The following is a 13,615-nucleotide window of genomic DNA, read 5'->3' as shown; positions in this document are numbered from 1 at the left end:
TCAGCGTGTCTGGACTAAGTTCGCTTCAACGGTATTCCACCAGATTTTCGAGCCGTTATCGCCCAGGCGATTGAAGCCAACCACTATATCGAACAAAATTACTCTCCCGTTCTGCTCCTGGAGAAAATCAAGGGCAGCCACGAATACACGCTAAACGCCTGGCTCGATCGCTACGATGTCCTATTCAAGCGGCGAGAACTGGCCGAGAACACATACAAAGTGCGCGCCGGCCAAATTGCCATTATCCGGGAACGCCTGGGCGACATGGTGCTGACAAAAATCACGACACGCCACATCGCCGAATTTCTCGAGTTTTGGATCGCCCAGAACAAAAAGACAATGGCCGCAACCATGCGATCGGTGCTGTCTGATATTTTCCGCGAGGCGATCGTGGAAGGTCACATCGAAAACAACCCTGTGACCCCTACCCGCGCGGCGAAAGCTGTCGTGATGCGCGAACGTCTGGAACTGAAGCAATACGGGCCGATTCGAGAGGCCGCGGAGACAATGCCGCCGTGGTGCTGCCTGGCGATGGATCTTGCTCTGGTCTCCGGCCAACGCCGCGAGGATCTGACACAAATGCGCTTTAGCCATATCGTTGACGGACGCCTGCAGGTTGAACAAGGCAAGACGGAGGGCTTTGCTCTCTCTCCCCCTTGATCTTGAACTGAAATGTATGGGCCTGCGGCTTGGCACCGTTATCGACCGATGCCGATTGGTCAGCACGACAGACTTCATGATCAGCGCCGGCATCAGGAAAAATAGCCCAGATGGTTCGATCCATCCCGACGGGCTAACGAAAAAATTTGTCGCCGCGCGGAAAGCATCAGGTTTGGAATTTCAGGAAAGCCCGCCGACGTTCCACGAGATCCGAAGCCTGTCCGGCCGCCTGTACGAAAAGCAGAACGACAAGGCATTTGCTCAAAAGCTGCTGGGACATACAACGGAAATGATGACGCTGAAATATCTCAAAACAAGGGGGAAAGAGTACGTGATGCTGTAAAAGACCGAATATCAAAATTCGGACATATTTCGGACATTTTCGGACAAACGAAAATAAACCCTTTAAAATCAACAACTCAAAAAAAGACCGAATACGATTCCTATATTCGGTCTAGGGAAATGGCTCTTGGGAGAGAGCCGTGCGCTAAAAGTTGGCATTTAATGCAGGGCTTGTTCAGCCGTGCACTTTAAGAGTAGCCTACCGCGCCAGTTTTGCCAGCCGCCCGGCGGCTGCGTGATAGTTTCGTGACGAAATAACTATGCGGCAAATGCGCATCAATCTGCGCACGCTGGGCAAGGCGTTGGCAAACAAGCGGTTAGTCAGCGCACAGCTTCTTGGCGCGCTCAATAAACGGCGCCATGCTCATTTTTTTCCCCGGTTCGGCAGGGTCGTCCAGCAGGATCACCTCCAGCGGCTGCGCGCGCTGATGGCCCTTCTTCACCTGCTGCTCCGCCGCGTCGTTGAGCGGATATTGCATCAGGGTGCTGTTATTCAGCACAAACAGCGCGCCGCCGCTGCGGCACTGCAGCGTCACTTCTTCCTTGGTGAACGCCCACTGTTTGCCGTACTCCAGTTTGGTGATGTTCACCAGTTTGTCTGCCGCCAGCGCGCCGGTCGCGGTTGCCAGCAGCGTAATGCCGAGTAATACCGATTTCATGTGATGGCCTTAAGGTTGCTATTCGCGCCGATTTTCCCGCAGCTTGCCCGGTTGCGGCAAGCTGAAATGTCATACCGGCGCATAGGTTGCAAATAAACTGACCAGCAGCAGCACCGCCATCCCCAACCCGACTTCGAGCCAGCAGGCCAGCACCACGCCGCGCTGCGCCAGCGCCGGTACGCGGCTCATCGCCGGCACGATGGCGTAGCGATTGGCCAGCGCCACCATCACCATCAGCGCCACCAGCGCGGTTTTGATCAGCAGCAGGCGCTGATAAGGCGAGCCGAGGTTGAGCGGCCAACCGCCGAGAATGATCAGGCTGTTGACGATGCCGGTGACGATCACCGCCGCCACCGCCAGGTGCCCCCAGCGCGAGAAACGGATCAGCGTGGTGATGGCGTCGCTGCGCCACTGCGGCGGAGGCAGGTAACGCAGGCAAACCAGCAGCGGCGCCAGGCTGCCGAACCAGTAACCGGCGGCCAGCAGGTGCACCGCATGGTTGGCGCGGTGCAGCGCGCCCAACGCGCCTTCATGCATCGCCGCGTGGCCGATAAACGCCAGGCTCACCAGCAGCAGCGCCGAGCACAGCGCCAACGCCTGTGCGCGCGGCCGTTCCGGCAGCAGCAGGCTCAGGATCGCCAGCAGCGACAGGCCCAGATGCCAGCGCCACACTTCGCCGAAGGTGGTGCCGAGCACCGCCCACCAGACCTCCAGCCGCCAGGCGTCTTCCCAACCGTCGCCCATCTGCCCGGCCTGAATGGCCAGCAGCGCCACGGCGGAAAGCCCGGCAATCCAGGTGCCGGCAAGCAGCAGCGGACGCACATCGCGGGAGAGGATCGGGGAGAGGCGCTGCGGTGACAATAAGGCGGTGAACAGACTGATGCCGAACATCAGCATCACCGCCGCAAAGTGCACCAAGCGACACAGAACGAACAGGGTCGCCAGAGTCACGATCAGTTTACGGTGAAGCTGTACTGGCCTTTGGTTTTATGCCCGTCGACCGAAACCACATGCCAGCTGACGTTGTATTTACCCGCGCTCAGCTCGCCTTCAATCGGCACGTTGACCTGGGTGTTGTTGTTCGGATCGAGCTGCAGCTTGCCGGTTTTCACCACGGCGTTGTCCGGGCCGGTGATTTTCACGCCGCTGAAGTTTGGTTCGATGCCTTCGGAGAAGCTGAGGGTCAGCGCCTTCGGCGCCGGGCTGACGCTGGCGTCGGCCTTCGGCGTTTCCACTTTCAGGTGGGCGTGCGCCAGCGCTTGCTGCGAAGACAGGCCGACGAACAGAACGAAAACGGTGGAAAGCAGGCGACAGGAGGAACGAATTTTACCGATCACAGTGGTATCCCTTAACAATATAAAGAGGGTCATAAGGGTTAAGGCCACAGCCAAGGCGATGTATCAGCGGCCCCAACCCACCGCAATGATTGCGCCACGGGTAAACAGAAAAACGGGTTGTATCGGCTAACCCGCTGTTTTGACTCTACCATCCCTGTAGCGTATCGCGGTAAATCATAACGACCACGCTGCGGCAAGTCGAGCGCATCACTGGCATTTTGCGATCCGGCAGCACGTATCGCCGCATAACCGCGATAAACGCAGGGTAAAAAAAACCGCGCGTCAGGCTCGCCCGCGCGCGGTTTTTTCGATGTTCTGATGCAGATCAGGCCTGGTCGTTGCCGCCCTGGCCCATCGCGCCCATTTTCTTCAGATCTTTGTCGATGAAGAACAGGCCCTTGCCGCTGGTGCCCACCAGCGCCAGCTTGTCCAGCACGGATTTGAACAGTTTCTCTTCTTCATGCTGCTCCGCCACGTACCACTGCAGGAAGTTGAAGGTGGAGTAATCGTGTGCGGTCATGGCGGCGTGCGCCAGTTCGTTGATCTGACGAGTGATCAGCTGTTCGTGTTCGTAGGTCTGCTGGAACACGTCCGCCAGCGATTCGAACGCTACCGGCGGCGCGGCGATGGTGCCCAGCAGCGGCAGAGAGCCGGTGTCGCTCAGATAGTCGAACAAACGTTGCATATGCTGCATCTCTTCCTGAGAATGCTCCTTAAGAAATGCGGCGGCGCCTTCAAAGCCTTTATCGCTGCACCATGCGCTCATCTGCAGATACAGGTTGGCGGAGTAGAACTCCAGATTCAGTTGCTCATTCAGCTTTTGAGTCATTTCTTGCGTCAGCATAATGATTCCTTTTATTTTGCAGGTCATGAATTTAATTTCCGCGCATTATGCCCTGCTGCCGTAAAAATAAAAACACCTTATTTACACCAAGCAAACATTAATTATAAAAACCATAAATATCAACAAATTAAAATATTGCATTCACATTGCGAATTTACATGATAATTATTTTCATCTTTTATTTTAATCAAAAAGCGAATCATTCTTATTTAAAAGCATAAATAGATTGCATTACTGCTGGATAAATATCGCTCCCGACAACGGCGTAATGGGCTTGCCAAGCGCCGCCGGGTGGATTACCTTCTGCGCAGATTCAATGCGGCAAAGTAAGTAAGGAGCATAGCGTGGGTTACAATCTGGCCGAGCTGTCCAAAGAAGAGATGGACAGGGTGAATGTGGATCTCGCCGCCTCAGGCGTGGCGTACAAAGAGCGCTACAACATGCCGGTGATCCCGGAAGTGGTGGAGCGCGAGCAACCGGAAGCACTGCGCGACTATTTTCGTGAGCGCGTGGCGCACTACCGCGCGGAATCCCACAAGTTTTCGCGCCTGCCGTACGAGCCGAAGGCTAAATAGAAAAACCCGCCGTTACGGCGGGTTTTTTTGCGTCATTTGCCGGCAAACCGGTCGGTGGCGATCATCAGCTGGTGCAAAATGCCCGGCTCATCATACGAATGCCCCGCCCCTTCCACGATATGCAGCTCCGCCTCCGGCCAGGCCTTGGCCAGGTCCCAGGCGTTCTGCACCTGGCAGGCCATGTCATAACGGCCGTGGACGATCACCGCCGGAATATGGCGGATCAGCGGCACGTTGCGCAGCAGTTGGTCGTCGCTTTCCAGGAAGCCCAGATGGGTGAAGTAGTGGTTTTCAATGCGGGCGAACGCCAGCGCGAAATCATCCTCGCCGAACGAAGCGGATTCGCGGCTCGGCAGCAGCGTGACCGTCTCCCCTTCCCACACGCTCCACAGCTTGGCCGCTTCAAGCTGCACCTGCGGATCGGCCGAGGTCAGCCGCTGCCGGTAGGCGGCGATCACGTCTTTACGCTCGTCATCCGAGAGGATGGACAGCACGCGCTCCCATTTTTCCGGGAAGAAGCGCGAAGCGCCGTCCTGGTAATACCAATGCAGCTCCTGCTTGCGCAGGGTGAAGATGCCGCGCAGCACCATTTCACTGACGCGCTCCGGGTGGGTCTGCGCATAGGCGAGCGCCAGCGTCGATCCCCAGGAACCGCCGAACACCAGCCACTGCTCGACGCCGGCCATTTCGCGCAGCCGCTCGATATCGGCCACCAAATGCCAGGTGGTGTTGTTGTCCAGGCTGGCATGCGGACGGGAGCGGCCGCAACCGCGCTGATCGAACAGCAGCACCTTGTAGCGTTCGGGATCGAACAGCTGACGATGATGCGGGGAGATGCCGCCGCCCGGCCCGCCGTGAATGAATACCGCCGGTTTACCGTTCGGGTTACCGCTCAGCTCCCAGTAGATCCGGTGGCCATCCCCAGTATCCAGCCAACCGCTGTCGTATGCCGCTAACGGCGGGTACAAACCTCGTAATTGTTCCATGGCGCTTTCCGTCTCTCTGTGAGTCATGCTTTCATCAAAGCGGAAGCCGCCCGGCAGGTCAACGGTAAAACCCGAAAACTCGAACGCGCGCCGAGAACTCGGCGCGCGTTTGCTCAAAATCACAACGACCTGCCTGTAAAATACCCACAGGCCCGATCAGTTAAGGTGCGCGATCGCGCTGATCTCCACCAACTGCTCGGGCGAAGCCAGCCCGGTGACGCCGATCAGCGAACCGGCGGGCCGGTGATCGCCGACATAGCGCTTGAACAACGCAATGCACGGTTCAACGTGCGCCTGTACGTCGGTCAGGTAGATCTCCACATACGCCAGGTTCGAACGTTCGGCGCCGAATCCCGCCAATACCCGATCCAGGTTGTCCAACGTCTGTTGGGTTTGCCGTTCAATATCGCCCGCGCCGATAAACTCACCCTGCATATCATGGGAAAACTGCCCCGAAATGTAGAGGGTGTCTTTGACGCGAACGCCTTGGGACACGCCATTCTCCTCTTCCCAAATGACCCCGTGATGGTAGTGCGTGATGCCGTTTCTCATGCTGCTTCTCCAACCGTTTATCGTTTCCATGACGACTATAATCGTTTGATTGGCGAATGAATGTCGTCACTGAAACGACATTGACTATGCATTTAATCCATTGAATATGTTAAATTAATTATCTTATCACCGGCTCTCGGGGGGCGACATGCTGCGGGCGAATCTCAATGACATTCAGGTTTTCATGGCCGTCGTCGACGCCGGCAGTTTTGTCGCCGGCGGACAGACGATGGGGCTATCGCGCTCGGCGGCGGGCAAGGCCATCGCGCGTCTGGAGCAGCGGCTGAGCGTGCGGCTGTTGCATCGCACCACGCGTTCGCTTGGCCTGACCGACGAGGGGCGAGAGTTTTATCGGCGCGGTCTGCAGATCCTCGCTTCGGTCGACGACGCCGAGGCCAGCGTGGCCGGCGACAAAGGCACCGCGCGCGGGGTGCTGCGGTTGACCGCTCCCGCCGCCTTCGGCAGACGGATCCTGTTGCCGCTGGTGCCGAAATTTCACGTCGCCTGGCCTGAGGTGCAGGTGGAGATCAGTTTTTCCGATCGCCTGGCGGATATCGTGGAAGAAGGATTTGATTTGGCGGTGCGGATTGGCGTCACGGCGCCGGATACCCGGCTGGTGTCCAGAACCCTCGCCAGGTATCGCGCCCTGCTGTGCGCCTCCCCCGCCTACCTCGCCGCCCGTGGCGAACCGCAAACCGTCGAGTCGCTCGCCGGGCACGAGGCTCTGCTGTTCAGCAGCCGCAACCAAAAACAGCCCTGGCGGCTGCGCGACGAGCGCGGCGAATGGGTCAAGGCCCCGGTTCGCGGCCGCCTGCGGCTGGACAGTGGGGAAGCGTTACGCGACGCCGCTCTATCCGGGTTGGGCATCGCGTATCTGCCGGAGTTTATGATTGCGGAAGATTTGGCCGCCGGCCGTCTGCGGCAGGTGTTGCGCGCCGTGGCGGGTGAAGAAGTCAGGATTGTGGCGCTCTATCCGAATAAGCGCCTGCTGGAACCCCGCGTCAGGCGCTTTCTCGATCTGTTGGTGGATACGCTCGGCGGCTGAGACCTTACCCGCCTTTACGCATATGCGGCTCGCGCATCTCCTGTGCGGTTTTCGCCTCGATGCTCAGTTCCGCCGTCGGGCGCAGCAGCAGGCGCGCCAGCCCGATGGGTTCGCCGGTTTCCCGGCAGTAGCCGTATTCGCCGTTCTGCAAGCGCGCCAGCGCCGCATCGATTTTCGGCAACAGGCGGCTTTCGCGATCCAGCTGGCGGAACAGCAAGCGCAAATCCTCTTCGCGCGCCGCCTTGTCGGCCTCATCGCCCGTCGCTTCGCCGCCGTCGATCTCTTTTTTCAGCTCATCGATGTGCAGCAGCAGCTTTTGCCGCTCATCCTGCAGCAACTGACGGAAAAACGCCCGTTGAACCGAGTTCATATAATCAGAATCCGGCATGGCCAGCAGTTGCTGCGCATCCGGTAATGCCATCACAGTCATTGCGTTCTCCGAACATTGAAAGTGTAATATTATAACATAATAATTATTTTTATCACCCGGTCATCCTAAAACAAAATCTCATGTGTAAACAGCCGGTTAAATGCAATTCGCACTTTATCGCTTGCATCCTGCCGGCTTTAGGCGGTTAATGGCTGAGCAAGCCACCCAATCATAGGTAACGAGAGGCCATCATGAGTAAGGGAATGGATAGCAAAAAAAATGCGAAGAAGAAGCCGTTGAAAACCCCAGCTGAGAAACGTGCGGAGAAACGCGCCAAAAAAGCGCATCCGTCTGGTGAGTAAGCGTCCTTCCATCCGTCATTAAACCCGCCAAGGCGGGTTTTTTATTGCCTCACAGGAGAGATGGCCAATGCCCTGCTTTACCCTCGCCGCCGCCCAATACCCCGCCGCTGCGGCCGATATCGCCAGCAACCTTGAACGTCACCTGGAATTTATCGCGCAGGCAGCCGAACAGCAGGCGCAACTGCTGGTGTTTCCCGAACTGTCGCTAAGCGGCTATGAGTTGGCCAATGCTGCCGAACTGGCGCTGACGCTGGGCGATCCCCGCCTGCAACCGCTCAGTGCAGCGGCGCAATCGCGGCAGATGACGATCATCGTCGGCGCGCCTTTACACAGTGGCCAGGCGCTGCATATCGCCGCCTTGATCTTTCACCCCAACGGCACGGTGGCCGTCTATACCAAACAGCATCTGCACGGCGCGGAACAGCAATTCTTCTCGCCCGGTGAGGGCGGCACGCTGCTGGAAATACAGCAGCAACGCATCGCGCTGGCCATCTGCGCCGATACTTCGGAGCCCGGCCACGCGAGCGCCGCCGCACGGGCGGGCGCGCAGATTTATGCCGCCGGCGTGCTGGTATCTGAAGCCGGTTACGCGAAAGACAGCGCCGCGCTGGCAGACTACGCCCGGCGTTATGGCATGGTCACGCTGATGGCCAACCATGCGGCGCCGACCGGCGGCTGGATCCCGGCGGGCCGCAGCGCCATCTGGGATGAAACGGGAGCGCTTTTGGTTGCCGCGCCGGATGACGCTCCTGGGCTGATCATCGCCGGCAAGACTTCCGACGGTTGGCACGGCCGCCTGTGCCGGTTAAGCTGAAGCCTGACGGCAACGCGGAGGAAAGCATGACGTTACGCGTAATAGATACCGAAACCTGCGGGCTGGACGGCGGCGTGGTGGAAGTGGCCTCCCTCGATCTGCTCGACGGCCAGTTAACCAATCCGATGAGCGATCTGATCAGCCCGGACCGCCCCATCAGCCTCGACGCGATGGCGATTCATCACATCACCGAACAGATGGTGGAAGGCAAACCGCGCATTGCGGTGGCGATCGGCCGCTATCAGGGCAGCCCCTACTATGTGGCGCACAACGCCGCCTTTGATCGCGGGGTGTTGCCGGAGATGAACGGCGCCTGGATCTGCACCCTCAAGCTGGCGCGCACGCTGTATCCGGACATCAAGTACGGCAACCAGTATCTGCGCTACGCGCTGAACCTGGACGTGCAGCTGCCGGCAGACGCCACGCTGTACCCGCACCGCGCGCTGTACGACTGCTACGTCACCGCCGCGCTGCTGCAACGCATCATCAAGGATTCGGGCTGGACGCCGGAGCAAATGGTGCAGATCACCGAACAGCCGGTGCTGCTGAAGAAGTTCAAATTCGGCAAGTATCGCGGGCAGGAAATCGATCGCATCGCCCAGGAAGATCCAGGCTATCTGCGCTGGATGCTGAAATCCATCGACGATCTGAGCCCGGACATGAAACACACGCTGAAATACTATCTGATTGGCTAGCACAGCGGGCGGCGCAGGCCGCCCACTGTTCGCCGTTACTCCGCCAGCGCCAGAATGAAGGCGTACTCCAGCGCAATATCCTCATAGGCCTTGAAACGGCCGGATTTGCCGCCGTGGCCGGCATCCATGTCGGTATACAGCAGCAGCTGCCGATCGTCGGTTTTCAGCTCGCGCAGCTTGGCCACCCATTTGGCCGGCTCCCAATACTGCACCTGCGAATCGTGCAGGCCGGTGGTCACCAGCAGATGCGGGTATGCCTGCGCCTTCACCTGATCGTACGGGCTGTACTGCTTGATGTAGTCGTAATAGGCCTGCTCGTTCGGGTTGCCCCACTCGTCGTATTCGCCGGTGGTCAGCGGGATCGACTCGTCCAGCATGGTGGTCACCACGTCGACGAACGGCACCTGCGCCACCACGCCGTGGAACAGCTGCGGCGCCTGGTTGATCACCGCGCCCATCAGCAGGCCGCCGGCGCTGCCGCCCATGGCGAACACCCGCTTGCCGTCGCCGTACCCCTGGGCGATCAGCGTTTCGGTCACGTCGATAAAATCGTTGAAGGTGTTCTGCTTGTTGAACAGTTTGCCGTCTTCATACCACAGCTGCCCCAGCTCACCGCCGCCGCGAATGTGCGCCAGCGCGAACACGACACCGCGATCCAGCAGGCTCAGGCGGCTGGCGCTGAACGCCGGATCCATGCTGCTGCCGTAAGAGCCGTAGCCGTACACCATCAGCGGGTTGGCGCCGCGCTGGAAGCTGTCCTGGCGATACACCAGCGAGACCGGCACCTCGACGCCGTCGCGCGCCTTCACCCACACCCGCTCGCTGCGGTAGTTTTCCGGCGTGAAGTTCTTCACTTCCTGCTGTTTGAGCATCGTCCGCTCACCGCTGTCCATGTTCAGCTCGTACAGCGTGGTCGGGGTGGTCATCGACGAATAGCCGTAGCGCAGCAGCGCGGTTTCCGGATCCGGGTTATACGCCAGCCAGGTGGTGTAGGTCGGATCGTCGAAGGCGATGCGCTTCTCTTCGCCCGTCTGCCAGTGGATCTGGCGCAGCAGCGTCAGGCCGGCATTGCGCTCTTCCACCACCAACCAATCGCGGAACAGGCTGAAGCCCTCCAGCATCACGTCGGCACGCGGGGCGATCAGCGTCTGCCACCGCGCTTCGTCCGCCTGCTCGCTTTGGTACAGGCCGAAGTTCTTGCCGTCCTTGTTGGAGCGGATGTAGAAATGCTGGTGATAGTGATCGATGGCGTACTCGTGATCCTTGCGGCGCGGCACGAACAGCTGCGGCTTGGCGTCCGCACGATCGGCGTCCAGCAGCAGGATCTCCGAGGTGGTGGTGCTGCTCAGGTGGATCAGGATAAAACGCTCGGAGGTGGTCTTCTCCAGCCCGACGTAAAAGGTATCGTCCAGCTCTTCGTAAATCAGCTCATCCTGCTGCGGATCGCTGCCCACCACGTGGCGATAGACCTGATACGGCAACAGCGTCTTGGCGTGCTTGCGCACGTAGTACACCGTCGAGGAGTCGTTGGCCCACTCGAAGCTGCCGGAGGTGTTTTCCAACACTTCCTCCGCCCAACTGCCGTCGGCCAGGTTCTTGAAGCGAATGTCATACTGACGGCGCGACAGGAAATCCTCCGCCACCCCCAGCCGCTGGTTGTCGGGGCTGACGTCCAGCCCGCCCAGGGTATAAAACTCGTGGTTCTCGGCGCGCTGGTTGCCGTCGATAAGCACCTCCCAGTGCTCACTCTCGGCCTGCGGCTGGCGCACGGAAATCGCGTATTCGTTGCCCGGCTCGTAGCGCGTCTGATAGCGATAGCCATGGCGCACGTAAGGCACCGAATGTTCCTGCTGCGGAATGCGCGCCACCATCTCTTCGTACAGGGTTTCGCGCAGCGCCTGCTGCGGCTTCAGCATCGCATCGGTGTAGGCGTTCTCCGCCTGCAGGTAGTCAAGCACCTGGCGGTCCGCGCGCTCATCGTCGCGCAGCCAGTAGTAGTCATCCACGCGCGTATCGCCGTGGATGGTGATGGGATAAGGGCGTTTTTCCGCTTTCGGTGGGGTCATCATTGCTAAATCATCCGCTTACATAGATTGCGGCAAGAGTGACACGATTCCCCCCGGCTTGCCAAGCGGCGCTACGCCAGCTCGCGCTTTTTCTCGTTGACGTCGCTCTCGATGCCCTGCTTGACGTCCGCCGGAATCTTCAGCGCCTGCGCCAGCGCATCGAGGTAGCCGCGCTCCATAAAGTGATCGACGTCGATCACCAGACAACTCAGGTAGTAAACCTCCAGCGCCTCGTCTTCGTTTTGCACGCTGCGGGCGATCAATGCCGGGTTGAGCGGCTGATCGAGCGCTTCCTGCACCCAGCCTTGCGCCTCTTCCCCCACCTGCAGCTGCGACAGACTGTGATCGATGGCGCGCTGCTCGTCGGCATCGATATGGCCGTCGCTCTTGGCGGCGAACACCAGCGCCTGCACCAAACGCTTGGCGCGCAGATCCACCGGCGTGGTTTGCAAACCGAACTGCGGTTCGTCCTGATGGGTCTCTTTCACCCGCTGCTTATACTTGTTCCACAGTACCGCGCCCACCGCCGCGCTGCCGCCGATAATCAGCGCATTCTTGCCGAATTTGCCCACCAGCTTGCGCGAAGATTTGTTGGCCAACAGCACGCCGACCAGGCCGCCCAGCGCCGTGGGCGCCAGCAGTTTGCCGATGCCTTCCGCCCCGCCCATCGCACCGGCCTTCTGCCCGATCAACGTTTGAATCTGCTGCATCCAGTTACTTTTCATCATCTACCCCTTGCGTGAGAAAACGCGGCGCGCAGGTGCGGCCGAACCGACGGTAAACCGCCAGATTAGGGGATCTTTTGTCAATTTACGTCTGGGGGATGCAAACCTGTGTTTAGCGGGCCGGGCGGCCCGCCTGGATGCCTGCGGCGTTACGCGTCTTCGTCGCCCGCTTCGTCGTCCTGCTCGTACTCCGCAAGCTCGTCGCGCATCGCCTGGATGGCGTCGCGGGTCATCAGCGCCAGCGTGCGGTAGAAACCGGTGGTGGCGTGCGCTTCCACTTTACCGAGGAAGCGGCCGCACCACGGCAGCAGAAACTCGTCGAACAGCGCGATCTGCGCCTGCGCTTCATCTTCCTGCGACTGATCTTCCAGCCAGGAGGCCGCCAGCAGCAGTTGGCCGAAATGGTCGGCCGGCGCCTCCGCCAGCGGCATGCCGCGCTGCTGCAGGAAGGCGCGCACTTCCGCTTCGCTGGCGCCTTCGACGTAGTCGGAGCGGAACGGCGACACGCTGCACTCGCTGCCGACGAACATCGCGTTGAAGTCGGTCGCCAGCTGGTTGACGTCGCAGCCCTGCTGCAGGCGCTTCAGCAGGTCATCCTGCTCCAGCGGCCAGTGCTGCTGCAGCTTGCCCTCTTTAATCAGCGCAAACAGCGGCACCAGCAGCGGATCCTGCGGCTGGCGGTAGAACAGCGTACCCAGCACGCGGCAGACAATCGAAAACTCATTCATGATAAAGCCTTATTCAATACGGAAAATTTTGCCGGGACGATGTCACAAATCGGCCAATTCCGCAATCGCCGGCTTGCCGCGCCGCTCGAGAAAATCCAGCAACCGGCGCGGGCTGACGTTAAGAATGCGCTCTTGTGGGAAGCCCACCTCTTCGATGATGCGCTCGCAGTGCTCGAAATTACCCAGTGAAAAAGCGACGTGCGAATCCGAACCCAGCGCCAGCCAGCCGCCGGCGTCGCGCACCGCGGCGGCGATCGCCCGGCAGTTGGCCTCGCTGCCCTTGCGGGAGTGGGTGAACGACGAGTTATTCAGCTCCAGCGCCACTTCGTATTTGGCGGCGGCCGCCGCGACGGCGGGAATGTCGATCGGGTAACGCGGGTTGCCGGGGTGGCTGATGATATGCACGTCCCCCTGCGCCATCGCGGCGATCATCGCTTCAGTATTGGACGCTTTATCCTGCGGCGCAAACACCGGCTCGTGGAAACCGGCGATGATCACGTCGGTGGCGGTCAGCATCGGGCCGGTGCAGTCGATGTCGCCCTGCAGGTTTTTGATGTTGGCTTCGATGCCGCGCAAGATGCCCACGCCGTTCACCCGGCGCGGCCACACGTGCATGTTCATAAAGTGCCAGTAGTGCGGCGCATCGGCCATGTCCGGGCCGTGATCGGTGATGGCGAACAGCTTGATGCCCTTCTGCTGGGCTTCGGCGATGTAATCGTGCAGCGTGCTGTAAGCGTGGGTGCTGGCGACGGTGTGCATGTGCAAATCAACGGGGTACATTGTTTCTCCTTCCAGAGGGCCCGCCCGCAAAGGTACGGGCAGGCGCGATGACGATAACAGCTTATCAGTTACCGA

Annotated in this window: 15 protein-coding genes and 1 pseudogene; 5 read left to right on the top strand and 11 right to left on the bottom strand. The window is 59.7% G+C overall.

Annotated elements, in window-relative coordinates; genetic code table 11:
• Positions 1–48: 48 nt before the first annotated feature.
• Positions 49–1,003, top strand: a pseudogene (locus tag IT763_RS09080) (tyrosine-type recombinase/integrase); the annotation flags it as partial.
• Positions 1,004–1,319: 316 nt separating this feature from the next.
• Here the strand turns inward: IT763_RS09080 and IT763_RS09075 are convergent.
• From IT763_RS09075 to ftnA, 4 genes are all read right to left on the bottom strand, one after another.
• Positions 1,320–1,661, bottom strand: a complete 342-nt coding sequence (locus IT763_RS09075; RefSeq protein WP_049300694.1) for a YebY family protein — start codon at positions 1,659–1,661, stop codon at positions 1,320–1,322.
• A gap of 69 nt (positions 1,662–1,730) precedes the next feature.
• Positions 1,731–2,612: a copper homeostasis membrane protein CopD gene (gene copD / locus IT763_RS09070; protein ID WP_048797011.1), complete on the bottom strand. Its 882-nt coding sequence runs from the start codon at positions 2,610–2,612 to the stop codon at positions 1,731–1,733.
• Positions 2,613–2,614: 2 nt separating this feature from the next.
• Entirely contained in the window at positions 2,615–3,031 is a 417-nt protein-coding gene (gene yobA / locus IT763_RS09065; protein WP_046686875.1) for a CopC domain-containing protein YobA, read from the bottom strand.
• Between the two features lie 292 nt (positions 3,032–3,323).
• On the bottom strand, positions 3,324–3,842 hold the full coding sequence (ftnA, locus tag IT763_RS09060; RefSeq protein WP_015377481.1) for a non-heme ferritin: 519 nt from the start codon (positions 3,840–3,842) through the stop codon (positions 3,324–3,326).
• A 344-nt stretch (positions 3,843–4,186) separates the two neighbouring features.
• On the opposite strand from ftnA, the gene IT763_RS09055 reads away from it, so the two are divergent.
• A complete protein-coding gene (locus IT763_RS09055; RefSeq protein ID WP_016928156.1) occupies positions 4,187–4,417 on the top strand; it encodes a DNA polymerase III subunit theta in 231 nt (76 codons plus the stop codon).
• Between the two features lie 32 nt (positions 4,418–4,449).
• Here IT763_RS09055 and pip read toward each other — a convergent pair whose 3' ends face one another.
• Together pip and IT763_RS09045 are read right to left on the bottom strand one after the other, a co-directional pair.
• Positions 4,450–5,403 (bottom strand): prolyl aminopeptidase, encoded by a 954-nt coding sequence (gene pip / locus IT763_RS09050; protein WP_004928848.1) that lies wholly within the window; start codon positions 5,401–5,403, stop codon positions 4,450–4,452.
• Positions 5,404–5,559: 156 nt separating this feature from the next.
• Positions 5,560–5,955, bottom strand: a complete 396-nt coding sequence (locus IT763_RS09045; RefSeq protein WP_097102344.1) for a RidA family protein — start codon at positions 5,953–5,955, stop codon at positions 5,560–5,562.
• A 148-nt stretch (positions 5,956–6,103) separates the two neighbouring features.
• On the opposite strand from IT763_RS09045, the gene IT763_RS09040 reads away from it, so the two are divergent.
• Positions 6,104–7,000, top strand: coding sequence for a LysR family transcriptional regulator (locus tag IT763_RS09040; RefSeq protein ID WP_206195356.1), 897 nt, complete (start codon positions 6,104–6,106; stop codon positions 6,998–7,000).
• A 4-nt stretch (positions 7,001–7,004) separates the two neighbouring features.
• Here IT763_RS09040 and dksA read toward each other — a convergent pair whose 3' ends face one another.
• On the bottom strand, positions 7,005–7,430 hold the full coding sequence (gene dksA, locus IT763_RS09035; RefSeq protein WP_004928840.1) for an RNA polymerase-binding protein DksA: 426 nt from the start codon (positions 7,428–7,430) through the stop codon (positions 7,005–7,007).
• A gap of 369 nt (positions 7,431–7,799) precedes the next feature.
• Between dksA and IT763_RS09030 the strand changes: the two genes are divergently transcribed.
• Complete coding sequence (locus IT763_RS09030) at positions 7,800–8,546, top strand: carbon-nitrogen hydrolase family protein (RefSeq protein WP_049300345.1); 747 nt, start codon at positions 7,800–7,802, stop codon at positions 8,544–8,546.
• Positions 8,547–8,572: 26 nt separating this feature from the next.
• The gene (gene exoX / locus IT763_RS09025) at positions 8,573–9,241 is read left to right on the top strand and encodes an exodeoxyribonuclease X (RefSeq protein ID WP_033644251.1); all 669 of its coding nucleotides are present in this window, start codon (positions 8,573–8,575) and stop codon (positions 9,239–9,241) included.
• 35 nt (positions 9,242–9,276) lie between these two features.
• Here the strand turns inward: exoX and IT763_RS09020 are convergent, their stop codons facing one another.
• From IT763_RS09020 to IT763_RS09005, 4 genes are all read right to left on the bottom strand, one after another.
• The gene (locus IT763_RS09020) at positions 9,277–11,310 is read right to left on the bottom strand and encodes a S9 family peptidase (protein ID WP_206195355.1); all 2,034 of its coding nucleotides are present in this window, start codon (positions 11,308–11,310) and stop codon (positions 9,277–9,279) included.
• 68 nt (positions 11,311–11,378) lie between these two features.
• On the bottom strand, positions 11,379–12,032 hold the full coding sequence (locus tag IT763_RS09015) for a tellurite resistance TerB family protein (RefSeq protein ID WP_033641437.1): 654 nt from the start codon (positions 12,030–12,032) through the stop codon (positions 11,379–11,381).
• Positions 12,033–12,181: 149 nt separating this feature from the next.
• Entirely contained in the window at positions 12,182–12,760 is a 579-nt protein-coding gene (locus IT763_RS09010) for a molecular chaperone (RefSeq protein WP_048322934.1), read from the bottom strand.
• A 42-nt stretch (positions 12,761–12,802) separates the two neighbouring features.
• Positions 12,803–13,540: a phosphatase gene (locus IT763_RS09005; protein WP_004928821.1), complete on the bottom strand. Its 738-nt coding sequence runs from the start codon at positions 13,538–13,540 to the stop codon at positions 12,803–12,805.
• Positions 13,541–13,615 lie beyond the last annotated feature (75 nt).

Source organism: Serratia sp. CMO1 (assembly GCF_015689115.1).
In the GTDB taxonomy this organism is placed as follows: Bacteria; Pseudomonadota; Gammaproteobacteria; order Enterobacterales; family Enterobacteriaceae; genus Serratia; species Serratia marcescens.
The sequence above is the reverse complement of the archived record's forward strand: the minus strand, read 5'-3'. Positions and strand labels throughout refer to the sequence as shown.